Source organism: [Clostridium] aminophilum DSM 10710 (assembly GCF_000711825.1).
GTDB lineage: Bacteria > Bacillota > Clostridia > Lachnospirales > Lachnospiraceae > Clostridium_R > Clostridium_R aminophilum.
The window spans coordinates 1-24,096 of record NZ_JONJ01000023.1 but is presented as its reverse complement, the minus strand read 5'-3'; the positions used below and the strand labels follow the sequence as shown (position 1 = coordinate 24,096).

The following is a 24,096-nucleotide window of genomic DNA, read 5'->3' as shown; positions in this document are numbered from 1 at the left end:
AACAAAGAAAATATACATATAAAGCTAACTTCTCAGTTGCAGCTCACATGTGCAGAAAGTTCTACCGCGGTATTACATCTCCACCCAATTTGGAAACCATCATATCAAGAAATCTTGTACCTGTCAGGCCTGACCGGCACCGGGAAAGATACCAATCCGCAAGAATCTTTAAAGGTTTCCTTTATAGAGTAGCATAAATCCATAGATTATACACGTATTTATCAGACGGATTTGCATCCGTCTATTTGTCGTGGAAAAAGACATGGAAAAAGAGGATGCCGGAACAATTTCAGCACCCTCTTTAAAGTTTCAGCCTCGGGATACAATACTAACTTAATGACATTGGGCGCTGAGCGCTCCGGTCTTTTTGCTGTTCTGTATCAGCAATCTCAAAGGATTTATCAGCCCTGAGAGATAGCACCTGTCGGACATACACCTGCACAAGTTCCGCAATCGATGCAAGCAGTTGCGTCGATCTCGTACTGAGAAGCTCCTGCAGAGATAGCACCTACCGGGCACTCGCCAGCGCAGGAACCACAGCTTACACAAGTATCATTAATAACATATGCCATTGCAATATACCTCCTTCATCACGGTAAATTCTCTATGCCACTGCATTGTACAATACGGTTGTTGGGTTATTCAAGGATAACTCAACGAATTTTTATGTTTCATCGCACAGGGGATTCCAATGCGATGAAGTGAAAATACGGTCCGGATCGGAGCCGGGACCCGTGATGATTCATTCCGGATCACGATCCGCTCCCGCATATTCCATTCATATAAAATCTGCCGGTCATTCCGGCCCGGGTCAGATGGCAGACAGCTTTTTTAAAGCGTTGTCTGCAAGAATGACCTCATAGTGCTCCCGGAAATATGCCTCGGTTCCGGTCTTGGCGCGTACCGCTCTGCCGTATTCCGCCATGCGGTTGCAGCAGCGGATAAAGGAGGACTCTCCCGGTTCCGATTCCCGGAGCATCAGATAGAAGGTTCCGTCTGAGGAATCCTTCATCAGGGCGCTTTCTCCCCGATAAGACGGATCGGAAGCTTTGGCCGCATCAATGACGCTGTCCAGATCCGGGAACGCGAAGAGACGAAGTGCCGGAGTGGACCTGGCAGGTTTGGCGGTTTTGGTTTCCTTTTTTCCGGCATCTGCCGGAGCGGCAGTCTGTCCGGACGGCTTGGCTTCGACAATCGCCTGGACGGTGTCAAACAGTTTGGCAAAATCCAGATTTTCCTCTTTTTTCGGTGTTACGGAAGCCGGATCGGTCGTATCACCGGAGATCATCTGGAAGATTTTTTCCGCTCCCTCCAGAAGTTCTGTGGACAGCGCCGGTGTCCGTGGTGTTTCCTCTGCCGGTGAAAAATGAGAAAACCGGGCATCCAGTTCTTCCGGATCATCCACCTTGGTGATGATCAGCATGATATTATCGGTGGAGAGCGGGATGGCCTCCATCATAAGCGGTGTGTCGTCGACATCGAAACCGACCTGTGAGGATGCGGTCTGAAGCATCTCGCGGAACAGGTTTCTTGCATTCTCGGTTCCGTAGGACAGCTCGCTGAGACTCATTCCCCGCTGTGCGAGGTCTTCGCCGGTGAGCGTGCAGCGGATCTGCTTGTCACTGATTCGTTCTATTTTCACAGGATCATCTCCTTCTTTCTTATGTCAATATCAGAGTGCAGTATAAATGAAACGAGGAGAAATAGCAATTGCCGTAAGAAAATTTTAGAAAAACTTTATCGGCAAAAGAATCAAACATACAACGGATCACGTTTATTCCCGGCGGAAGGACATGCAAATTATCACCCTGCCATATAGAACAAATATCGCCGGAAACCGGAAGTCGATAAGAGCGTAAGGAAAACCTCACAAATTTTTTCGGAGAGCGGGAGAGAAAACCCTGCGATAAGCGACAAAGCGCTTCCGATATAATCCACTTTATCGGCATATGTGTTCAATTACATCAAAAGAGTTGTTAGAAAATAGCGATATATAACATTGAATTATTTGAAAATAATACTAAAATATTAATTACTGAGAAGCCGATCATGACAAGGAGGTGAGATAGGACAGATGTCCTGCTGGTAAACGGTTTCATTAATTTGGAAAAGGCGGGTCGGAATGCGGACGGGAAACCTGCCGGATGATCTCCGTAAACGGCGCATCGCGCCGGGCGCGGAATTCTGTTATCTCATCCTGAAATGTACCATGGATGAGATTCTGCATGTGTGCGGTTTCGCACACTGTCTGTCTGCGGAAAGCGGTCAACGGTGACCGGAAGAACGCAGCCTTTATTATCATTATCAGCTGAGACCGGAGAAGAACTTTCACTGTGAATTCGGTGCAGAATGTGAATGACATGATCATTACGGGATATACGTGCAGAAAGCGGGCGCAGAAATGTTCGGGGCATGATCTGCGGATGAACTGCGCGGGACCGTCGAAGAGCTGCCATGGAAATTCAGAGAGTGCAGGGGATTCTCCGGAACAACAATGCAATGTCAGCGGAATGGATGAAAACGCAGCGGGTGGAAGCTGCGGAGAGATTACGTTGACTTCTCAGAACGAAAAACAGGAACAGTTCAAAAAAGAAGAGAACGGATACGTCACGGAGCGGGATGCAGTACTCCAGACGACATTTCCGCTGCGGGATATCGTGTTTTCTTGCACGGGCAACTGGCCCGTTGGATTTGCTTCGCAACGTGGAATTACTGTTCGGAATCCGGGAGAAAGGACGGCCCCGGTATATCACGGAGGAACCTCCGGCCGTCCCGGAAACCGGACAGCAGAACATCGGCGCAGGGAAAGACGCCGATGGGGGAGGTGCTAAAGAATGTTTTCAGAGTCTCAGGAGGAAAGGAGGGACCGACGGAGACAGGAACAGCTGTTTCTGGAGGGACTCGAGCGTTTCAGGAGACGGGGAATCCCGATCTTTATCGACGGAAAGGAGATGCTGCCGAAGGATTACCGGCGCCTTTTCGTCTGTGAAGGACGGCATTTTTACATGGGTGACTATATTCCGGGAGCGGACGGAAAACTGAAAGAGATCCATTTTGACCGGGTACATCTCTGACAGAAAGGCAACCGGAGAAACGAAGAAAACAAAAACGGAGAAAAGAAACAAGTTCTGCCTGACAACCATAAGAAAGAAGCACAGGAAAAACAAAACAAAGAAATAACATTCGCCGACCGCTTATGCTATACTTTGTGGTACAGAAATCGGTGACAGATCGGAGGACCTGTCGGAATCGGAGGATGTTCATGGGAAGAAGACTGATGTCATGTTTGAGCTTTCTGCTCCTGCTCGGACTGATCGTACTGGCAGCGGCGGGAGGCGTGTATGCGTATCTGCGGTATATGCCGTCCAATAAGAGAGCGGATCTCTCCGGGATCTATACACCGAAAACCGGGGACGGAGTCATACTGTATCTGAATTATGACCGGCAGGAGACCGAAGGCCGGATAATCGGAGACAAGGTCTATCTTCCCATTGATTTTGTCAATGACAATCTGAATGAGCGGTTTTATTACGACAGAGAGGAAAAAGCGCTTCTCTACACGCTGCCGGAGGAAATTCTCCGGATGACCGCGGAATCGAAAAATGATGACGGATCTGCGGTTTATGTGGAGGACGGGGATTCGATCCTGGTGTCCGCAGAGATCGTGAGCATGCACACGGCCATGGCGATGACCGATTTTTCGGATACAGAGTATCCGAGACTGTATATCCAAAACTCCGGCAACACGACGACCGGAGCAAATCTCCGGGAAGACACGGAAGTGAGAATCAGGGGCGGCATCAAGGCGGAGATCGTCGAGGATGCAAAAAAAGGCGATCATGTCACGGTTCTCGACAGCATGGAGAACTGGTCCAAAATTGTTACCGCGAAGGGATTCACGGGGTATGTGAAGACCAGATCCCTGACGGATTTCTGCGACGAGGAGCCGGATACCGGTTTCACGGAACCGGAGTATAAGACGACGATGCTGAAAGACAAGATCACCATGATCTGGCATCAGACGACCTCACAGGCGGCCAATGCACAGCTGACCAATTCGCTGACCGGGACGAAGGGCGTCAACGTGATTGCGCCGACATGGTTCGGCATGAAAAACAACAGCGGCGAGTATGAATCCATCGCCTCGGCGGATTATGTGAAGACCGCACATTCTCTCGGAATGAAAGTCTGGCCGGTTCTGGACAATTTCGGACATGATTACAGCAGCAATGTCAACACCGAAAAACTCCTGTCGAAGACATCGGTTCGAACAAAGCTGATCAAAAACCTGATGAAGGAAGCAGCAACATACGGTTTTGACGGATATAACCTCGATTTCGAGGGCTTAAAGAAAGAGGCCGGCGTTCATTACACCCAGTTTATCCGGGAAATGTCGGTGGCATGCCGGAAAGCGGGACTGACGCTTTCCGTCGATGATTATCCGGCGGAGTCGTATAACCATTTCTACAATTATCAGGAGCAGGGCGTATGGGCGGATTATGTCATTCTGATGGCATATGATGAGCACTATGCCGGCGGCGAGGCCGGATCGGTGTCGTCCCTTTCCTACGTGGTGGACGGAATCGACAATCTCCTGTCGATGGTGCCGAAGGAGAAGATCATTGCGGGACTTCCGTTCTATACAAGACTCTGGACCGTGAGCGGTGAGAATACGTCCTCGCAGGCGCTCCATATGTCAGAGGCAAATGAATGGGTGAAAAACCATGATCTGGACACCGTCTGGGATGAGGAGACTGGTCAGAATTATGCGGAGCTGGAAGAAAACGGGAAAAAGAGTATGATCTGGCTGGAAGACGCTGATTCCATGAAGAAAAAGGTACAGGCGGTGAAAGCGGCAGATGTCGCCGGAATGGCTGGATGGAAACTCGGAATGGAGACGTCGGATATCTGGAATATCTTCGGATGGAAGAACTGAGAGAACGCATCTGACCTGTAAAAAAACCAAAAGCGGAGAGCGCTTCCGGCGGTCGGTCGGAAGGGGCTCTCCGCTTTACTTTTGAATTAAACTATATTAAACTAAAACGAAAAACATTTTCTATAGAAAGAAGCGAAAAAAAGTGATCACAAAAGTACTTCAGGTTTCGGATTCCGGGAGTTTTTCTGCGGAAGACATCCGTAATATTCAGGAAGCGGCGGACGTTATCCGTTCCGGCGGACTGGCGGCATTTCCCACGGAGACTGTCTACGGTCTGGGCGGTAATGCGCTGGATGCGGATGCATCCCGGAAGATTTATGCGGCCAAGGGCCGCCCGTCGGATAATCCGCTGATTGCACATGTATCCTGTATGGAAGAGATCACGCCGATTGTATCGGAGATTCCGGAGGCAGGAAGAAAGCTGGCGGAAGCATTCTGGCCGGGGCCGATGACACTGATTTTTCGGAAGAGCGCGATCGTGCCGTATCAGACGACCGGCGGTCTGGAAACCGTGGCTGTCCGTATGCCGTCCGATCCGGTGGCACAGGAACTGATCCGCAGAGCCGGCGTTCCGATTGCCGCGCCGAGCGCGAATACATCCGGAAGACCGAGCCCGACCAGGGCCGGGCATGTATATGAAGATCTGAACGGAAAAATCGAGGTGATTCTGGACGGAGGACCGGTAGGAATCGGCGTGGAGTCCACGATTGTGGATGTCACGGAAGAAGTTCCGACACTGCTTCGGCCGGGCGCCGTGACAATGGAGATGCTACAGGAAGTTGTCGGTGAAGTCCGGATCGATCCGGCCATTCAGGGACCGCCCAGCAAGGACCTGAAGCCGAAGGCTCCGGGGATGAAATACCGTCACTATGCTCCGAAGGCGGACATGACCATCGTTGAGGGCGACACGGAACAGGTGGTCGCGAGAATCAACGCCATGGCGGCGGAAAAGATCGCGGAGGGAAAAACGGTCGGCATTATCTGCACCGATGAGACAAAAGACCGCTATCCTCAGGGAATCGTGGAATCCATCGGTGAGAGGGCAAGGAAGGAAACCGTTGCCCACAATCTGTATGCCGTTCTGCGGGACTTTGACGGACAGGGAGCGGAATTTATCTTTTCCGAGGGCTTTTCCGAGGATCATCTGGGACAGGCGATCATGAACCGGCTGAAAAAAGCCGCGGGGTATCATATTCTGAATCTCTGAACCGGTCTGCAGAATCCGGGAAAGACAATTCCGGAAACAGGACGAAGTAAGTGAAAAGAAGAAAAGTCTGAAAGAAATATTCAGACTTCGATGGATGGCTCGGAAACGGGCGAAAAATAATCTGGCTCATGGCTGAGCCGAGAGGAGAAAAACATGGAAAAACAGAGCAAAGCACAGAAGAAGAGACAGATGATTGTCGGCGTGATCGCCGTCGTTCTGGTGATCTGCATGATCGTACCGATGATCGGAGCCGGCCTCAGCGCGTTCGGCTGATTCGGGTGAAACGTGATGACGCAGGATAAAAAATCCGGTGCGCCGGCGGAGTCCGGAAAGACATTCCGTGTCCGGCAGTGCAGAGCGGCGGAAGTGACCGGGGAGGTCACGGCAGGACTTTCGATCGTACTGATCGGTCCAGCGGCGCTCCGCGGAACGGAGACGGCGGCGATACGGTTGGGAAAACGGCTGGATGAACGGTTTTCCGCGTCCTTTGCGGAACGATGCAGGAATGCGTTCCGGGATCACGCCGTGCAGGCCGAGGAAAAGGCGCTCAGGAAGGCAGGGGTGAAGGCATTCTGCCGTCCGGGCGACGGCGGCCTTTATGCGGCTCTCTGGGATCTCAGCAACGCGGGCGGCCGGGGATTCGACATTGATCTCCGGAAGATACCGCTTCTTCAAGAAACGGTGGAGGTCTGCGAGATCTGGGATCTGAATCCGTATCGGCTGGACAGCACCGGCTGTATTCTCGCGGCGGCGTCCTGCGGCGAAAGTCTTGCCGCGGAATACCGCGCCATGGGGAAAAAGGCGGAGGTCATCGGCTGGTTTGACCGCACAAAAGCAGGAAAGATCCGAAGCGGGGAGACTACTACCTATCTGGATTTCCCGGCTCCGGATGAAATACACAAAACAGAACAGAAGTAGGAACAAAAAAGAGAAAGAGGGAGGAAACGGACTATGAAGGAAAAGATTCTTGCCGTACTCGAACAGAACAGCAGAATCAGTCTCGAGGAACTGGCCGCGAAGGTCGGCGTGAGCGCGGAGGAAGCCGCGTCTGCGATCGACCTTATGGAGCAGGAGCATGTAATCTGCGGCTACAACGCGCTGATCAACTGGGATAAGGTTGATCAGGAGCGGGTTGTCGCCCTGATCGAGGTAAAAGTAACTCCGCAGAGAGATATGGGATTTGACACCATTGCGGAGAGAATTTACCAGTATCCGGAAGTTCAGTCCGTTTATCTGATGTCGGGCGGTTTTGACTTTACCGTCATTGTCCAGTCCGGCTCCATGCGTTCGGTTGCGAACTTCGTATCGGAAAAATTGGCACCCATTGATTCCGTCCTGAGTACCGCAACGCATTTCATCCTTAAGAAATACAAAGACTACGGAACCATTCTCAGTGACGGACCGAAAGATGAAAGAGAGATGTTCCTGTCGTGAGAAATCCATTATCCAAAACCATAACCGGCATTCAGCCGTCCGGAATCCGTAAATTCTTTGACATTGTCAGCGAGATGGATGACGCGATCTCTCTCGGTGTCGGAGAGCCGGATTTTGATACGCCGTGGCATGTGCGTGAGGCCGGCATTCATTCCCTGGAAAAAGGCCGCACCTTCTACACGTCGAATTCCGGACTGAAAGAACTCCGCCAGGAGGTCGTAAATTATCTGGAGCGGTCTCAGGGAATCACCTATAATCCGATCAAAGAGACCATGATTACGGTCGGCGGAAGCGAGGCGATCGACGCTGCACTTCGTGCCATGCTGGATCCGGGCGATGAAGTGCTGATTCCGCAGCCGAGTTATGTTTCCTATGTACCGTGCACGATTCTGGCCGGCGGAACACCGGTATCCATTCCGCTTGAGGAAAAAGATGAGTTCCGTCTTACGCCGGAAAAGCTTCTTGCGCACATTACCCCGAAGTCCAAGGTTCTGATCATGCCGTTCCCGAACAACCCGACCGGCGCGATCATGGAGAGGGAGGATCTGGAAAAGATCGCGGAGATCGTCCGGGAAAAAGACCTCTTCATCATCAGTGACGAGATTTACTGCGAGCTGTCCTACAAGGAAAAGCATGTATCCATCGCATCCCTGCCGGGTATGCGGGAGCGATGCGTTTTGATCAACGGTTTTTCCAAGGCATATGCGATGACCGGATGGCGTCTCGGCTACGCCTGTGCACCGGAGCTGATTCTTCAGCAGATGCTGAAGATTCATCAGTTCGCAATCATGTGCGCGCCGACCACCAGCCAATATGCGGCAGTGGAAGCTCTTCGGAACGGTGATGCGGATATTGAGAGAATGCGGAATTCTTATGATGAGAGACGCCGTTTTCTGGTGGCTGAACTCCGGAAGATGGGGATGGACTGCTTTGAGCCGTACGGCGCATTCTATGTTTTTCCGAGCATCAAGCGATTCGGCATGACATCGGAAGAGTTTGCCAACCGTCTTCTCCGCGAAGAGAAACTGGCCATTGTTCCGGGAACCGCCTTCGGCGACTGTGGAGAGGGCTTTATGCGAATCTCCTATGCGTATTCCATGCGTGATCTGAAGAAGGCCCTGGACCGGCTCAGAAGATTTACAGAAAGACTGCAGGCGGAAAAGAATGTTTAATATTGTTCTCTACGAACCGGAGATGCCGGAGAACACGGCGAATATCGGCCGTACCTGTGTGGCGGCGCATGCAAAACTTCATCTGATCGGACCGCTGGGTTTCAAACTGACCGATAAGCGCGTGAGGCGCGTGGGTATGGATTACTGGCAGAGTCTGGACTATGAGGTCTATGTGGACTTTGCGGATTTTCTGGAAAAGAATCCCGGCGCAAAGATCTGGATGGGGACTACGAAGGCACACCGGACCTATACGGAAGCGGAGTTCGGGCCGGACGATTATCTGATGTTCGGACCGGAAAGCCGCGGAATACCGGAAGAGATTCTGGTGAGTCACGAGGAAACCTGTATCCGGATTCCAATGTGGGGAGAGGCGAGGTCTCTCAATCTCTCCAACTCGGCAGCAATCGTTCTCTATGAAGCTCTGCGGCAGAATGATTTTGCCGGGATGAAGAAGACCGGAGAACTGCATGAAATGCACTGGAGAAGTTAAATCACAAAAAAATAGAATAAATTATTTAAAGATGCCGATAATCCGTTATATGCTTTTTGTTTCAAGACAGAATAACTGAATGTTATGTGGGTTAATGGAATGACGAAAGAGATAACAGAAAAACGGCTTCAAAAGTTAAATGCGGTATTTGATTCATATGCCATGGTCGCGGAGGGAACCGACGTATATGTGTGCGACGTTGCATATGATTATTCCCGTTGGTCAAAAAAAGCGGTGGAACTGTACGGGCTTCCCGGAGAATACATGTATGCCGCGGGAGATATCTGGGAGAGTTATGTCCATCCGGATGACCGGAATGTGTACCGGGCGAGTATCGATGAAATTTTCGCAAACGGCTGCGGCATGCACGATGTGCAGTATCGGGCAAAGAACCTTGCGGGAAAGTACAACATGTGTACGTGCAAGGGGGTTATCCTGAAAAATGACGCCGGGGAACCGGAGTATTTTGTCGGAATGATCCGGAATCATTCGCTGAATGAAAGTGTGGACAATGTAACCGGACTGCGCAACAAAAACGGATTTTTTAATGATGTCAGCCGGTATCTGGACTGTGGTATCCCGTTCCGGATTGTCATGTACGGTGCGACCAATTACACGGGAATTAATGACCTGTTCGGCTATGATTTCGGAACGAGAATTCTTCAGCACTGTATAAGGTATGTGCAGGATCACAACCAGAATATCGGTGATTTGTACCGACTGGACGGCGTGCGTGTGGCTCTGATCAGCAGGACCGCCACGATAGAACAGCTTCGTGAAAACTACCGGCAGTACCAGGAGATCCTTCAAAAACCGTTCCTGCTGGAAGGAAGGCAGGTCCTGCTTGAGGTCAATGCGGGGGCGGTTGCGGTAGACCGTTTTGATATCAATGCGGATACCATTTTTTCCTGCCTGACGAGGGCGTATCAGGAATCCAAATACAACAAACAGGGAGAGTTCATTTTTTTTGAAAACGGGAACAGCAAGAACGGAATCTACCGTCTTGAAAGGATCAACCGGATCCGCAACAGCGTCATTCAGCAATGCAGTAATTTTGAGGTGTTTTATCAGCCGATTATGACTGCGGAGAATGAGGAACTGGAGGGGGCGGAGGCCCTGATCCGGTGGATTGATGAGAGCGGAAACATTGTTCCGCCGAACGATTTCATACCGGTACTGGAAAACGATGCACTGTTTCCGGAACTGGGAGAATGGATTCTCCGTCAGGCCATGAAAGAGTGCCGGGAGATATTGAAAACCATTCCCGATTTCGTCCTGAATGTGAACCTGTCCTATGCGCAGCTTCAGAAGCTGGATTTTCTGGATACGGTAAAAAGTGCCATGGAAGAGGTCGGCTATCCTCCGGAGAATCTCTGCCTGGAAATTACGGAGCGCTGCCGTTTCCTCGATATGGAACGGCTGATGGCGATCTGCCGCGACCTGAACCGGTACGGCATTAAGGTGGCGCTGGATGATTTCGGCACCGGGTTTTCCTCTCTGTCGATCCTGCAGAGTCTCCATATCGACATACTGAAGATCGACCGGCAGTTCGTAAAAGACATTGTCCGTGACGGCCGTCAGAAACGTCTTGTCAAGAGTATCGAAAAAGTGGGCGAAATCTTCGGGTCAAGAATCTGCGTGGAAGGCGTGGAGACCGAGGAGATGCGGGATATTCTCCGAAAGTATGATGTTTATACGTTTCAGGGTTATCTGTATTCGAAGCCGATTCCTCATCGGGAATTCATGAAGCGATACGTGGAAAAACATGCGGATGCGGAGCAGTGAGGCGCCCCGGGGATTCGGCCCCGAAGACCGGCGTTGCCGGCGGAGACGCCAAAAAGAGAGATAAGACAGAAAAGACAGGTTTGATGAGAATCCAAATCGAATGAGAATAAAAAAGTGAGATGTCACCTCAACGGACATCTCACTTTTTTGTTTCAGAGCGTACAGACCGGATTATCCCCGCAGGCGGCGACATTGCCGTCGGTTTCGAGACCGTCGCCTTCGCCGCGGGCGTCGCCTTTGGCCGGAGCGGCGGCGATCGGCTCACTCGGAGAGTAGAACTTCAAGGTTCCTCCGAGGAAATCATTGACCCGGTCGGAGGCATTGCCGGAGGCGCCGCCCATCAGCATGATGCCGGTCGGCTTGATCGCCTGGACGGCATAGGCGCCGATCCGGCCGCAGATGATGATTTTTACGCCCTTTTCGATGAGAAGCGGGAGGATGGCCTCATAGCCGGTACCCGGCGCTTCCACGGCTTCTGTGAAGGCAATCTCATCGAATTCATCGGTGTGATAGATGGTAAACTCTCTGGCGGACCCGAAGTGCTGGTCTACGGTGCCGTCTGCTGTTGGAACCGCAATGATCATAATGAAGTCCTTTCTTTCGGCTGTGCCGAAACGGATTATTCCGACTTAACTTCCTTCCAAAGTTCATTATATATCTTATCGGCGTCATCACCGAGATATTTATATACTTCACTTTTGCCGAGCTGGGAATCATCCGGGAAGACTCCTTTGTTGTTCTGCAGCTCCGGCTCAAGCATATCGTACACCGTCTTGTTCGGCGTCGCGTAGGTGATGTAGCGGAAGTTTTTCATTGCGATGTCCGGCCGGCACAGGAAGTTCAGCCATTTCTCGGCGTTCTCCTTATTCGGGGCGTTTTTCGGGATGACCCATGCGTCCTCCCAGAGATTGGTTCCTTCCTCCGGGATGACATAGTCCAGATGGTAGCCCAGATTCTGGTTTTCAATCTCATTCTGAATATAGAGGAGCTCTCCGGAGTAAATGACGCCGACCGCGGCTTCGCCGCCGATCATCTTGTCGCGCACCTGATCGACCACATAGGCCTGCAGGAGAGGTTTCTGGCGAATCAGGTTCCGCTTGGCCTCCTGAAGCTGATTGATGTCCGTGGAGTTTGCGGAGTAGCCAAGGGATTTCAGCGATACCATGAACGCGTCGCGGACGCTGTCCTGCATCAGGATCTCCCCCGTCAGCGCCGGATTCCACAGGTCCTTCCAGGTCTTCGGCGGCGTGAGGCCGTGCTGTTTAAAGAAATCCTCATTGTAAAGGATGCCCACCGTTCCCCAGGTATACGGCAACGAGTACCGGTTTTCCGGATCGAAGGAACGGGCCATTTCCAGGCACTTCGGATCGATGTGGGAGAGGTTCGGTACGTTGTCGAAATTGATCTCGGCAAGGAGATCATTTTCCAGCATCTTCTGGATCATGTAATCCGACGGGCAGACGGCGTCATACTGTACGGCACCGGCCTCGATGACCGGATACATCTCCTCGTTGGTCTCGAAGACGTCGTAGGTGACGTGAATGCCGGTCTCCTCCTCAAACTGCCGGATGACGGATTCGTCGATGTACTCACCGGCGTTGTAGACGTAGAGCACATCGGAGTGTGCGGTCTGATAGCGCATGACGGTCCAGCTTCCGCAGACGATCATGACGGCGGACACGGCAGTGATCAGGATAATCTTCCGGGTAGCCGCGCGGCGCTTCTTCTGCGCAAGACGTCTGGCCTTGATCTCCGCGGTGAGTGCCCTGTGAGCCGGCTCCTGCGGTTTGGAGTTCGTGATGAGAAGAAGCACCAGAACCGTGATGAAAATGACGCTGGACAGCGCATACATCGTCGGCTGAATGCCGCGGCGGACCTCACTGTAGATGAGGGTGGACAGCGTATCGATGCCGGCGCCTCTTGTAAAATGCGTGATGATGAAATCGTCCAGCGACATCGTGAACGCCATCAGAAAACCGGAGAGCACGCCCGGCACAATATCCGGGAAAATCACCTTCATGAACGCCTGGAACGGGGATGCACCGAGATCGAGGGCCGCCTCGTAGGTCGAGCGGTTGGTCTGATGGAGCTTCGGCATGACGCTCAGGATGACATACGGAACATTGAACGTGATGTGCGCGATCAGCACGGTTTTAAAGCCGAGAGAAATGCCGTAGGCAATGAAGGCGAGCATCAGCGAGATTCCGGTCACAATGTCGGAGTTCATCATCGGGATGTTATTCATCGACATAGCGATACTGCGCGGCGTCTTCCGCATGGAACGGATGCCGATGGCGGCCGCCGTTCCGAGAATCGTGGCGATGAGGGCCGATGAAAACGCGATGAGGAGCGTGTTGGTCAGCGCGTTCATGATGGTCGGGTTGTCGAACATCGCCGTGTACCAGTGCGTGGTAAAACCGCCCCACACGGAGCGGGACTTTGTGTTGTTGAAGGAAAGCACGATCATCGTCACGATCGGTGCGTAGAGGAAAAAGAGGATCAGGACCAGATAGAAATCCTGAAAAAACTGTTTCAGACTGTAGTGCCGTGTCCGTTTCATCAGAATGTTCCTCCTTTTCCGTCCTTGTCATATTTATTCAGAATCGCCATGCTCGCGAGGATGAAGATCATCAGGACGAGGGAGAGTCCCGCCCCCAGATTCCAGTTGCTTCCTTTGGTGAAGGACTGGTCGATGGCGTTTCCGATCAGCATGATCTTGCCGCCGCCGAGGATGTCGGAGATGACGAAGGTCGTGAGCGCCGGGACAAATACCATGGTGACGCCGCTGACGATGCCCGGAATGCTTAAGGGCAGCAGGATCCGGGTCAGGGTCTGGAAATGGTCTGCGCCCAGATCGTGGGCGGCATTGATGATGCTGTCATCGATCTTGGCGAGTACGTGGTAGATCGGCAGTACCATGAACGGCAGGAAATTGTATACCATGCCGAGGATGATGGCACCGGGCGTATTGATAATCGAGAGCTCCGGCAGATGCAGGAAGGAGAGAATGCCGTTGATGACACCGTTTTTCTCTAAAAGCGTCTGCCAGGCCATGGTCCGGAGCAGGAAATTCATCCACATCGGAAGGACGAACACGAAAACGATCAGACTGCCGCTTCGGACTCCCCGGCTGCGCAGAATCAGCGCGAGGGGGTAGGAAATCAGAAGGCAGATGAGCGTTGCCGTAAAGGACAGACCGATGGACAGGAACAATGCCTTCATATGTTCCCTGCTTCCCATCGCAATCAGGTTTTCAGTGGTCAGGCGGCCGGACGGGTCGGTCAGACCGTAGACCAGGATCATCAGAAGCGGAATCACCGTGAAGCCGATCATCCAGAGGATGTACGGCGCGGCGAGCCAGCGTTTGTTATCATTCATTTGTCTAACCTCCCGTTACGCAAGCTGTTCCGCCTGCTCTTTCAGAATGCTGGCCGCCTGCTCGTCCTCGGACTCCGGCTTGTTCATGATCTGGATATCGTTCGGATCGACGCTGAGACCGACTTTCTGGCCCGGGATGAACTTGCGGGTGCTGTGGACCAGCCATTCGAAACCGTCCGGCGTGGTTACTTCCATTTCATAGTGAACGCCCTTGAAGATCAGGTGCGTTACGACGCCGCGAAGAGAGCCGCTCTCCGGATTTCCCAGAACGATGTCTTCCGGGCGGATGACGACGTCGACCGGTCGGTTATGACCGAAGCCCTTGTCCACACAGGCGAACTTCGCGCCGAAGATCTCGACGAGACCGTCCTGCAGAAAGATGCCCGGGACAATGTTGGATTCGCCGATAAAGTCGGCAACGAAGGCATTTTCCGGCTCGTTGTAGATCTGTTCCGGCGTTCCCATCTGCTGGATGTAGCCCTGATTCATGACAACGACGGTATCACTCATCGTCATGGCCTCCTCCTGATCGTGGGTGACATAGATGAACGTGATGCCCAGCTCATTTTTCAGACGGATCAGCTCATACTGCATATCTTCGCGGAGTTTGCGGTCGAGGGCGCTCAGCGGTTCGTCGAGAAGAAGAAGCTTCGGCTCGTTGACGATGGCGCGGGCGATGGCGATTCGCTGCTGCTGTCCGCCGGACAGGGAATCGATCTCCCGGTCCTCAAAACCGTCCAGGTTGACAAGCTTTAAGGCGTAGCGGATTTTGTCGTCAATATAAGCCTGCGGCATTTTCCGGATCCGGAGGCCGAAGGCAATGTTCTCGGCGATGGACATGTGAGGGAACAGGGAGTATTTCTGGAATACCGTGTTCAGCTGGCGCTTGTTGGCCGGAAGTGAGGTGATCTCCTGACCGTCGAAGATGACGCGGCCGGAATCCGGTTTCTCAAAACCGCCGATGATGCGGAGCGTGGTTGTCTTTCCGCAGCCGCTCGGGCCGAGGAGAGTGACGAAGGAGTTCGGTTTGACGGACAGAACAAGGTCATCCAGTACCATGGTTCCGTCATAGCTTTTATTGATATGTTCGAGATCGATGAGAGCCTGACTCATATGTGCCTCCGATAGATGAATTTTTTGCATGAAAATGCCGCCGGAAATCCGCGGGGACATCCGGCCGGCAGGACGCATAATTACATAAAATAATGTAAACTCCATCATTATACAGTACATGGCCGCAGTGTCAACGCGAAGAGGCCCGATTCGGCGCTTTTTTCGCCGCGCCGGCGCGCTTGCGGCACGGGCATAAATGTGATATTTTTGACGTAGATTATCTTTACGGACGTTCGTATCCACGGCAAGGGGGATGAAGTGATGCAGGACAGATATATGGCTTATGTGGGATCCTATTCCTACAACGGCAAGGCAAAGGGAATTACCTTATATGATGTGGATGTGGAAAAAGGAACGCTGACCTACCGCAGTGAGGTGGAAGTGGAGAATTCCTCTTATCTGTGTGTTTCCAACAGCGGAAAATATCTCTATTCCATCGCGGATGAGGGCGTGGTGGCTTTCCGTATCCTTGAAAACGGTAACCTTCACCGTCTGAATGCGAGAAAGATCAAGGGAATGCGCGGCTGTCATGTCACAACGGACCGGAATGACGAATATATCTTTGTTTCCGGCTATCACGACGGAAAAGAGACGGTTCTGCGGTTAAATGAAGACGGCAGCATCGGCGGGATCACGGACGGTATCTACCATAAAGGTCTCGGAACCGTGTCGGAGAGAACCTTCCATCCGCACATCAGCTGTGCGGCCCGGACGCCGGAGGGCCGGTTCGTTCTTGTGGGCGATCTCGGTCTGGATCAGGTAAAGATCTATCATTTCGATGAGAATCAGGGGACGCTGAACCTCGTGGATGCCATCCGGTGCGAGCTCTGCTCGGGGCCGAGACAGTTCATGTTCACGAAGGACGGCCGTTTCCTCTACCTGATGTATGAAGATAAGAATGCCATCGATGTGTTCCGCTACACGCCGGGGGAGCGGGTGCCGGACTTTGAACGGATTCAGACAATCACAACCATTGATCCGAAGCATCCGGGCGAGCTGACGGCAGCGGCCAGAATCCGCCTCAGTCCGGACGAAAAGGAAAGCCATCTGTTCTGCTCCAACGCGGGCGACAACTCCGTGAGTGTGTACCGGAGGGACGGGGACACCGGTCTATTGACACAGCTCTGCTGTCTGCCGACCGCCGGCGATTATCCGAAGGATGTCGCGGTTTTCCCGGACGGAAACCATATCGCGGTCATCAATCACGCGAGCGCCAGCATCACGATCTTCAAGGTCGATTACGAAAAGGGCCTTCTGGTCATGAATTCCCGCGAGATTCCGATTAATGAGCCGAACTGCTGTGTGATCACAAAGCTAATCTGAGCAGAGAGGAGAAGGAGGCACCTCCGGATAGCGGTGCCTGAACCATACGAGACGAATTATACAAAAGTGAAAGGAAATACCAATGGCAGGATCAACATACGGAAAGATACTTACGATGACGACCTGGGGAGAGTCCCACGGCGCGGCAGTCGGTGTGGTTGTGGACGGATGCCCCGCAGGAATCGAGCTCTCCGCAGCCGATATCCAGAAGTATCTGGATCGCAGAAAACCGGGGCAGAGCCGTTTTGCGACAAAGCGTGCCGAGAGCGATACGGTTGAGATCCTGTCCGGTGTGTTTGAGGGAAAGACCGAGGGGACACCGATCTCACTTCTGATCCGCAACCGGGATCAGCATTCGGGGGATTACAGTGAGATCGCATCCTACTACCGTCCGGGACATGCCGATTATACCTTTGACGAGAAATACGGATTCCGCGATTACCGCGGCGGCGGTCGGAGCTCGGGACGTGAGACCATCGGCCGTGTGGCGGCGGGAGCGATCGCGGCAAAGATTCTTCAGGAACTTGGCGTGGATGTATTCGCCTATGCCCGCTCCATCGGACCGGTCGAGATCGACGACCGGAAGTTCGATCTTTCGGAGCGCGACCGAAATGGTGCCTGCATGCCGGATGCAGAGGCGGCAAAGCAGGCGGAATGCTATCTCGATGATCTTCTCTCGCAGACGGATTCCTCCGGCGGTGTGGTGGAGTGTGTGATGCGAGGGCTTCCGACCGGTATCGGAGATCCGGTCTTCGAAAAGTTTTCCGCAAATCTTGCGAAAGCGGTCTGCTCCATCGGCGCAGTAAAAGGCTTTGAGATCGGCGACGGTTTTGCCGCGGCAAAAATGCGCGGTTCCGAGAACAATGATGCATTCCGGATGGCGGAAATGCCGGATGGCGGGAAGCGGCCGGTGAAAGCCACCAATCATGCCGGCGGAACACTCGGTGGGATGACGGATGGTTCGGATGTGATCTTCCGTGCAGCTTTTAAGGCGACGCCGTCGATTGCAAAGCCCCAGAAGACGGTCAGCAAAAACGGCGAGGAGATCGAGATCTCGATCCGCGGACGACACGATCCGGTAATCGTCCCGAGAGCGGTCGTGGTTGTGGAGATGATGGCGGCATTTGCCGCAGCGGATATGCTGCTGGCGGGGATGACCGCGCGGATGGACCGGATCCGCGATTTTTACGGGAAGTAAAGGAACGAAATCAGCCATTCCGGATTTATGCCGGATGGCTGTTTCTGTGAGGCGATGAGCCGGCGGCCGGGAAGGACGACGGAAGCCGCACGGCCCGCCCCGCGGGAAAGAATAACGCAGAAGAAAACAGGATCATATATGGAAAAGAACGAAGAGTTTAATCTGACGATTGAAGATATGGGAAAAGACGGCGCGGGAATCGGCCGGAAAAATGATTTCGTATGGTTTGTCAAAGACGCGGTTGTCGGTGACGTCATCACGGCAAAGGTGATGAAAGTCCAGAAAAACTACGGCTTTGCGCGTCTGATGAAAATCATTACGCCGTCAAAGTACCGGACCGAGGCGAAGTGCCCGGTGGCGAAGCAGTGCGGCGGATGCCAGCTTCAGATGATGGATTACCACGCCCAGCTGCGGGTAAAGGAAAATGAGGTCCGGAACGCGCTCATCCGCATCGGCGGAATTCCGGAAGAGGAGCTGAACATGAAGCCGATCCTCGGCATGGAAGAACCCTGGAGATACCGCAACAAGGCGCAGTATCCGATCGGAACCGACAAGGACGGCCGGGTCATCGCCGGCTTTTACGCGGCCCGGAGCCACCGGATCGTTGAGTGTGACGACTGCCTTCTGGGCGTAAAGGAGAACCAGAAGATCCTGAATCTGATCATCGGTTTCATGGAAGACTATCACATCCGGCCCTATGACGAGCTGACGCATAAGGGCCTGGTTCGTCATGTCCTGATCCGAAAGGGCTTCAAGACCGGAGAACTCATGGTCTGTCTGGTGGTGAACGGGAAAGCGCTTCCGCACAGCGAGGAACTGGTCCGCCAGCTTCTGCTCATCCCGGGGATGACGTCCATCTCCCTGAGCGTGAACACCCGGACGGACAATGTCATCATGGGTACAGAGATCATCAACCTTTACGGAGACGGGGGCATCACCGATTATATCGGAGAGATCAAATACCGCATTTCCCCGCTTTCCTTCTTCCAGGTGAATCCGGTGCAGACCGAAAAACTCTACGGAACGGCGCTCTCCTATGCAAATCTGAAAGGGAAAGAGACGGTCTGGGATCTTTACTGCGGCATCGGAACCATTTCCCTTTTCCTTGCACAGAAGGCAGGGAAAGTCTGCGGCGTGGAGATTATTCCGGATGCGATCCGGGACGCAAAGGAAAATGCGGCGTTAAACGGCATTGAGAACGCGGATTTCTTCGTCGGAAAGGCGGAGGAGGTTCTTCCGGAGAAATATGAGAAGGAGAACATCAGCGCGGACGTGATCGTCGTGGATCCGCCGCGCAAAGGCTGCGATCAGGCGGTTCTGGACACGATGCTGAAGATGAAGCCGAAGACCATCGTCTACGTCAGCTGTAATCCGTCCACGCTGGCCAGAGATGTGAAGATTCTGACAGAGGGAGGATACCGGCTGCGCAAGGTGCGCTGCTGCGACATGTTCCCGATGAGCATGCATGTCGAGACCGTTGCTGCTCTGGTTAAAAATGATACAGGGTCATAATCTCATGCGGATATCGGCCTGGACGCAGAGGACTGTCACAAAATCAGAGAAGCCGGGAGGGCGCAGGAATAAACCCTTGAGAGAGTCTTTCTGCGATAGAGATAAACAGAAAAATTGGGCATAAAGGATATCAGGAGGCTTCCATCGGCATATTTTACATGCCGGCGGAAGCCTCTTTGTTTATGCGGACAACTCGCCAAAGCCCACACACTGGTGAGGCGCTGGCGACTGCCGCTGAACAATCGAAACTTGAGAAGCGTATTTCGATTCGCAACAGATATAATTTCAATATGTAGTGGAGCCGATATATAAGATAAGGATAAAGTCAGCCGTCTGCTCCGGATGACATATCGGGCGGATAAACGTCCGGCACACATCATTGACAATAAGAAAAACAGACCATACGATATGATCAACAGCGAAGTTTCCGTTTGTTCGTGTCTGACAAGGAAAAATAGAGATTGAGCGCAGCACTGAGGATCAATTCTTGGGAGGTGGCATGCGGGGACGGTTTGCCTCCTGAAATATCTCGAAAAGGAAGCGGATCATATCACGATGATAAAGATCGATATGGGGATTCCGGACAGGCTCAGGACCATAAAAAATGAGGCAAACGTCTTTGGATGATGCCAAAAAGGTTCCACTTACAAAATAAAATGAGTTATCATTATATGATAGAATCGAATTATCGCCGCATAAAAGACAGATTACGATGGGAACGGACGCAACCGGAATTCGCTTCACCGGAAGAGAGAAGGAGAACATATAGTGGAGAAGCTTGGATCGACATTTTTTAAAGCAGACATTCTGGAATATATGAGCTTCGGCAAATGGGTCATCGAGGCAGATCCGGGCAAAGAGCCGCGTCTGTACTGCGATGAGGTTGCGTTGCGCCTTCTGAACATTCCGGCCGGCAATGATCCGGAGAAGGATTATCGGGACTGGCTTGCGGCGGTGGCGCCATCCAGCCTGGAACGGCTGATTGCGGCCGGAAAACACGTTGCTGAAACTGGATATGGCGAGTTTCAGTATCTGTGGAAGCATCCGACAAGAGGTAACCGGTACATCCATTTTATCGGCGTTCGTAATGTCTCCTACACGGACGGAGTCCGGATCGAAGGCATTATTCGTGACATCACAGATAAGGTTTGGAATGAAACTCTGACCAGAGAGGAAATGAAGGAAGGACTGGATGCGATCCAGGGCCTGGCCAGCGAGTATGTGATACTGCATTTTATCAATCTGGAGACCGGCAGTTATTCGTCATACTTCTATGAACCGGATATCTCGCAGAAGACCATCCGGCTGAACAGCACGGAAAAAAGTTATTACGAAATGTATGAGCGGTCGATCCGCTCGATCTGCCATCCGGATTATCTGGACGAAATGCTGAAGCTCGGAAAACGGGAAAACATGATCGAAGAACTGCGGCACAAGAAAAAATCTGTTCACCGCTTCCTCGGCAAGACACATGAGAATCAGTATGAATGGTTCGATTATGTCCTGATCAAATTCGATCCGATTGATGAGGAGCCGACGCGGGCGGCAGCAGGATATATCAATGTCGATCAGGATCAGGTGGAGGTGCTCGAGTATCAGCGGATGGCGGAGGGCGTCGGAAAGATTTTTGACTTCAGCATCTACATTTCTCTGCCAGACGAAACCTACCGGGTAATCCGGGACACGGATGAGAGCACCCCGGAGAGGGATAAGAATGCCTTCACCTATCTGCGCTCCAGAGCCAAAAGCATTGGAAAGAAGAACGTCCGCGAGTCCCTTGAGAAATGGTTTGAAGTGGAAAATGTGGTCGCAAAGCTGGAAAAATACTCCCGGATCAGCCGGGATTTCTACAATGATATTGAAAAGAAATGGTACCGGGCCAATTTCCTGATCGGAGACCGCAATGAGGACGGCTCCATTTCCCATATCATTTACGGACGTAGGGATATCACAAAGACGAAACTGATAGAAATCCAACAGCAGGAGGATGCGGCGGCCGGAGAAGCCATTGTACGATCTCTGGCGAAAATGTATTTCACCATGCTGGAGATCAACGTAAAAGACCGCAGAATCCATGTGATCCGGATTCCGGAGTTTATGAATGAACGGTTTGTGGTTGACGGTGAAACCTATGATGATCTGAAGGACAAATTTGTCCGGATGTGCGTGGACCTGGACTACCGGGACAGCGTCCGGGAGTTTCTTGATTATCCGACTCTGCTGGAGCGGCTCCGGAAACAGGGATATGTGCAGAAGAACTACCTTGGGCAGACGGAGGGCTGGTGCCGTATGACCTTTGTGCCGGTCACGAACGAGGATACCGGAGAGATAGAAAAGATCGTTTTTGCGGTGGCCAGTATCAATGCCGAGAAGAAGCGCGAAGAGAGCATCAAATATCAGGCGGATCACGATGAGCTGACCGGTCTTCTGAACCGTACGGCCTTCAGCCGGATCGAGGAGGAACTCAAGAACAATACCGACCGCAGAGCCATCATGATTGTGGACATTGATCATTTTAAGGAGGTCAATGATACCTACGGCCATGTAGTGGGCGACGCGGTGCTTTGTCAGGCCGCAGATATTCTCCGGCACAGTTTCCGGAAAAAAGACTACGTGGTGCGGTTTGGCGGCGACGAGTTTGTGGTGATCTTCAACGAATGCGGCGACGGATTTGCGGACCGTATCCGGAACAAAATCCGGAATATCAACGAGGTGCTTCAGCATCCGACCAAGGAAGATATGCCCGCGTTCTCCATCAGCGCCGGAGTGACCGTATTTGAAGACAGCTACAGCAAGGAGATTTTCAAGCAGGCCGATGATGCTCTCTATCAGACAAAGGTGAACGGACGTGCGGGATGCACATTTTACGATGACATGATGAAAACATCCGTTCCACAGTGGAGAAAATAATCTGTAATTTTCTGTCTTCCGATGGATGAAATCGGAATATGTCTATATTAAACTAATGAATATCAATGAACAGGGCGAGCTGCTGAGTGTCGCATAATCGTAGCAGAAAAGGTGAAAAAAACTCCCTTCCGGAGAACATCTTCTGATGGAATCCAGAAGGGAGTTTTGAATATAAAGACTTTTTGGGTATAAAGCTTTTTGAATGTAAAACCTTTTTGGGCATAAAGTTTTTGGGATAAAATTTATTGAACATAAAGCTGTATGAGTAAAAAGTCATTTTGCACAAAAACCAAATGTTTGAAAAACGCCACAGTGTGCGTTATCGTAACCACATACATTCATGGAGACTTATGGATACAGACCGCTGACAGGAAGAACCGAAGGGGAAGAACGGGAGGTGTAAGTATGGCGAGCGAAGCAGAAATCAGCGACAGGGATGCACAGGAGATGATCAGACGCATATCCGCGGTCGGCATTTTGGGCAATGTCCTGCTCAGCGGATATAAACTGGCAGCCGGTATCATTGGCCATTCCGGGGCAATGGTCTCGGATGCGATCCACTCACTTTCGGATGTCTTTGCTACGCTGATCGCCGTGGTTGGCGTAAAAATGTCACAGAAGAAAGCGGATAAAGAACATCCCTACGGTCATGAGCGGATGGAATGCCTTGCGTCGATGATGCTGGGCAATATCCTTGGCGGTACGGGGGTTATCATCGGATATAGCGCGCTTCGGATCATTGTGACCGGTGAATACCGGACGATGCAGATCCCGGGGCGGGTCGCGCTGACGGCGGCGCTTCTCTCGATCGTTCTCAAGGAAGCAATGTTCTGGTATACCCGTCATTATGCGAAAAAACTGAAATCGGATGCGTTTATGGCGGATGCATGGCATCATCGGTCCGATGCACTTTCGTCCGTCGGCTCCCTGATCGGTATCGGCGGAGCACGAATGGGTTTTTTCGTGCTGGAGCCGGTTGCAAGTGTTGGGATCGCATTTTGTATAATGAAGGTAGCGTATGACATTCTTCGGGATGCTGTCAGCAAAGTATTGGATACAGCCTGCCCGGAGGAAACGGAGCGCGAAGTTCGCCGGCTGATCCTGGAGACGGACGGAGTGTGCGGCCTCGATAAGATCCGCACCAGAATGTTTGGCAACCGGATCTACATCGATGCGGAGATCGCGGTGGAAGGAACGCTTTCGCTGTATGATGCCCACGAAATTGCAGAAAATGTGCATAACCTGGTGGAACAGCGCTTTCCGGAGATCAAACATATCATGATCCACGTGAATCCGGTGTAAAACCTTTCAGCTATGTGGATAAAAGCCGGGAAAAACAGACAAAATCAAAGTGTTACCCACACTTTTCATAACAGGGGAGTGGATAAAAAGAAAAAAGTTCAAAAAAGTGGTTGACATATCCACCGCACTAATGCTAAACTACGTAAGCTGTCAGCGGGAAACACCGCAGAACAGTGTCGAACCGAAAGATTCGAAAACAATAAAAAAGTTGTTGACAAATGGAAACGGCTTTGATATTATAAATGAGCTGTCGCCGAGAGGCAACAACAAAGAACATTGAAAACTGAACAGTATATAAAACCCTGAAAATTCCAAGAACAAAGGCCGATAAGGTAG

General features: G+C 52.0%; 20 protein-coding genes. 14 read left to right on the top strand and 6 right to left on the bottom strand.

The features are described from left to right. On the top strand, window positions 1-192 hold a 192-nt coding region (locus BR86_RS16205), incomplete at its 5' end, for a hypothetical protein (RefSeq protein WP_207641170.1). Window positions 193-401: 209 nt separating this feature from the next. Here the strand turns inward: BR86_RS16205 and BR86_RS15785 are convergent. Together BR86_RS15785 and BR86_RS0113095 are read right to left on the bottom strand one after the other, a co-directional pair. Then, complete coding sequence (locus tag BR86_RS15785) at window positions 402-572, bottom strand: DUF362 domain-containing protein (protein WP_074649602.1); 171 nt, start codon at window positions 570-572, stop codon at window positions 402-404. Window positions 573-811: 239 nt separating this feature from the next. Beyond that, a complete protein-coding gene (locus BR86_RS0113095) occupies window positions 812-1,642 on the bottom strand; it encodes an adaptor protein MecA (protein WP_031474603.1) in 831 nt (276 codons plus the stop codon). A gap of 1,192 nt (window positions 1,643-2,834) precedes the next feature. On the opposite strand from BR86_RS0113095, the gene BR86_RS0113080 reads away from it, so the two are divergent. The 8 genes from BR86_RS0113080 (at window position 2,835) to BR86_RS0113035 (ending at window position 11,024) form a co-directional block, all read left to right on the top strand. Beyond that, a complete protein-coding gene (locus BR86_RS0113080) occupies window positions 2,835-3,074 on the top strand; it encodes a hypothetical protein (protein ID WP_031474599.1) in 240 nt (79 codons plus the stop codon). 188 nt (window positions 3,075-3,262) lie between these two features. Beyond that, window positions 3,263-4,936, top strand: a complete 1,674-nt coding sequence (locus BR86_RS0113070; RefSeq protein WP_051684818.1) for a glycosyl hydrolase family 18 protein — start codon at window positions 3,263-3,265, stop codon at window positions 4,934-4,936. A gap of 196 nt (window positions 4,937-5,132) precedes the next feature. Then, entirely contained in the window at window positions 5,133-6,143 is a 1,011-nt protein-coding gene (locus tag BR86_RS0113065) for an L-threonylcarbamoyladenylate synthase (protein ID WP_242841619.1), read from the top strand. Window positions 6,144-6,431: 288 nt separating this feature from the next. Beyond that, on the top strand, window positions 6,432-7,061 hold the full coding sequence (locus BR86_RS0113055; RefSeq protein WP_051684817.1) for an AIR synthase-related protein: 630 nt from the start codon (window positions 6,432-6,434) through the stop codon (window positions 7,059-7,061). A gap of 33 nt (window positions 7,062-7,094) precedes the next feature. Next, entirely contained in the window at window positions 7,095-7,577 is a 483-nt protein-coding gene (locus BR86_RS0113050; protein ID WP_031474591.1) for an Lrp/AsnC family transcriptional regulator, read from the top strand. Further along, window positions 7,574-8,749 (top strand): aminotransferase class I/II-fold pyridoxal phosphate-dependent enzyme, encoded by a 1,176-nt coding sequence (locus BR86_RS0113045; RefSeq protein WP_031474589.1) that lies wholly within the window; start codon window positions 7,574-7,576, stop codon window positions 8,747-8,749. The genes BR86_RS0113050 and BR86_RS0113045 overlap by 4 nt, the downstream gene beginning before the upstream one ends. Next, window positions 8,742-9,239 (top strand): tRNA (cytidine(34)-2'-O)-methyltransferase, encoded by a 498-nt coding sequence (locus tag BR86_RS0113040; RefSeq protein WP_031474587.1) that lies wholly within the window; start codon window positions 8,742-8,744, stop codon window positions 9,237-9,239. The genes BR86_RS0113045 and BR86_RS0113040 overlap by 8 nt, the downstream gene beginning before the upstream one ends. 99 nt (window positions 9,240-9,338) lie before the next feature. Next, window positions 9,339-11,024: a sensor domain-containing phosphodiesterase gene (locus BR86_RS0113035; RefSeq protein WP_031474585.1), complete on the top strand. Its 1,686-nt coding sequence runs from the start codon at window positions 9,339-9,341 to the stop codon at window positions 11,022-11,024. 152 nt (window positions 11,025-11,176) lie between these two features. Here the strand turns inward: BR86_RS0113035 and BR86_RS0113030 are convergent, their stop codons facing one another. From BR86_RS0113030 to BR86_RS0113015, 4 genes are read right to left on the bottom strand one after another with little or no spacing between them, the layout of a single operon-like run. Then, a complete protein-coding gene (locus BR86_RS0113030; RefSeq protein WP_031474583.1) occupies window positions 11,177-11,608 on the bottom strand; it encodes a NifB/NifX family molybdenum-iron cluster-binding protein in 432 nt (143 codons plus the stop codon). 35 nt (window positions 11,609-11,643) lie between these two features. Beyond that, complete coding sequence (locus tag BR86_RS0113025; protein ID WP_031474581.1) at window positions 11,644-13,584, bottom strand: extracellular solute-binding protein; 1,941 nt, start codon at window positions 13,582-13,584, stop codon at window positions 11,644-11,646. Beyond that, window positions 13,584-14,402, bottom strand: a complete 819-nt coding sequence (locus tag BR86_RS0113020) for an ABC transporter permease (RefSeq protein WP_031474579.1) — start codon at window positions 14,400-14,402, stop codon at window positions 13,584-13,586. The genes BR86_RS0113025 and BR86_RS0113020 overlap by 1 nt, the downstream gene beginning before the upstream one ends. Before the next feature lie 15 nt (window positions 14,403-14,417). Then, window positions 14,418-15,515 carry an ABC transporter ATP-binding protein gene (locus BR86_RS0113015; protein ID WP_031474577.1) on the bottom strand — a complete coding sequence of 366 codons (1,098 nt, stop codon included), beginning with the start codon at window positions 15,513-15,515 and terminating at the stop codon, window positions 14,418-14,420. A gap of 261 nt (window positions 15,516-15,776) precedes the next feature. Between BR86_RS0113015 and BR86_RS0113010 the strand changes: the two genes are divergently transcribed. The 5 genes from BR86_RS0113010 (at window position 15,777) to BR86_RS0112990 (ending at window position 23,760) form a co-directional block, all read left to right on the top strand. Then, window positions 15,777-16,838 (top strand): lactonase family protein, encoded by a 1,062-nt coding sequence (locus BR86_RS0113010; protein ID WP_031474575.1) that lies wholly within the window; start codon window positions 15,777-15,779, stop codon window positions 16,836-16,838. Window positions 16,839-16,920: 82 nt separating this feature from the next. Next, window positions 16,921-18,036, top strand: a complete 1,116-nt coding sequence (aroC, locus tag BR86_RS0113005; protein WP_031474573.1) for a chorismate synthase — start codon at window positions 16,921-16,923, stop codon at window positions 18,034-18,036. A 138-nt stretch (window positions 18,037-18,174) separates the two neighbouring features. Further along, window positions 18,175-19,548 (top strand): 23S rRNA (uracil(1939)-C(5))-methyltransferase RlmD, encoded by a 1,374-nt coding sequence (rlmD, locus tag BR86_RS0113000; protein WP_031474571.1) that lies wholly within the window; start codon window positions 18,175-18,177, stop codon window positions 19,546-19,548. A 768-nt stretch (window positions 19,549-20,316) separates the two neighbouring features. Continuing rightward, the gene (locus BR86_RS15375) at window positions 20,317-22,458 is read left to right on the top strand and encodes a sensor domain-containing diguanylate cyclase (protein ID WP_051684816.1); all 2,142 of its coding nucleotides are present in this window, start codon (window positions 20,317-20,319) and stop codon (window positions 22,456-22,458) included. 405 nt (window positions 22,459-22,863) lie between these two features. Then, window positions 22,864-23,760 carry a cation diffusion facilitator family transporter gene (locus tag BR86_RS0112990; RefSeq protein ID WP_031474568.1) on the top strand — a complete coding sequence of 299 codons (897 nt, stop codon included), beginning with the start codon at window positions 22,864-22,866 and terminating at the stop codon, window positions 23,758-23,760. Window positions 23,761-24,096 lie beyond the last annotated feature (336 nt).

Coding starts and splice junctions, on each gene's coding strand:
- BR86_RS15785 (WP_074649602.1), bottom strand. CDS start 572: ATGGCATATGTTATTAATGATACTTGTGTAAGCTGTGGTTCCTGCGCT.
- BR86_RS0113080 (WP_031474599.1), top strand. CDS start 2,835: ATGTTTTCAGAGTCTCAGGAGGAAAGGAGGGACCGACGGAGACAGGAA.
- BR86_RS0113070 (WP_051684818.1), top strand. CDS start 3,263: ATGGGAAGAAGACTGATGTCATGTTTGAGCTTTCTGCTCCTGCTCGGA.
- BR86_RS0113055 (WP_051684817.1), top strand. CDS start 6,432: ATGACGCAGGATAAAAAATCCGGTGCGCCGGCGGAGTCCGGAAAGACA.
- BR86_RS0113050 (WP_031474591.1), top strand. CDS start 7,095: ATGAAGGAAAAGATTCTTGCCGTACTCGAACAGAACAGCAGAATCAGT.
- BR86_RS0113040 (WP_031474587.1), top strand. CDS start 8,742: ATGTTTAATATTGTTCTCTACGAACCGGAGATGCCGGAGAACACGGCG.
- BR86_RS0113035 (WP_031474585.1), top strand. CDS start 9,339: ATGACGAAAGAGATAACAGAAAAACGGCTTCAAAAGTTAAATGCGGTA.
- BR86_RS0113030 (WP_031474583.1), bottom strand. CDS start 11,608: ATGATCATTGCGGTTCCAACAGCAGACGGCACCGTAGACCAGCACTTC.
- BR86_RS0113025 (WP_031474581.1), bottom strand. CDS start 13,584: ATGAAACGGACACGGCACTACAGTCTGAAACAGTTTTTTCAGGATTTC.
- BR86_RS0113020 (WP_031474579.1), bottom strand. CDS start 14,402: ATGAATGATAACAAACGCTGGCTCGCCGCGCCGTACATCCTCTGGATG.
- BR86_RS0113015 (WP_031474577.1), bottom strand. CDS start 15,515: ATGAGTCAGGCTCTCATCGATCTCGAACATATCAATAAAAGCTATGAC.
- BR86_RS0113010 (WP_031474575.1), top strand. CDS start 15,777: ATGCAGGACAGATATATGGCTTATGTGGGATCCTATTCCTACAACGGC.
- aroC (WP_031474573.1), top strand. CDS start 16,921: ATGGCAGGATCAACATACGGAAAGATACTTACGATGACGACCTGGGGA.
- rlmD (WP_031474571.1), top strand. CDS start 18,175: ATGGAAAAGAACGAAGAGTTTAATCTGACGATTGAAGATATGGGAAAA.
- BR86_RS0112990 (WP_031474568.1), top strand. CDS start 22,864: ATGGCGAGCGAAGCAGAAATCAGCGACAGGGATGCACAGGAGATGATC.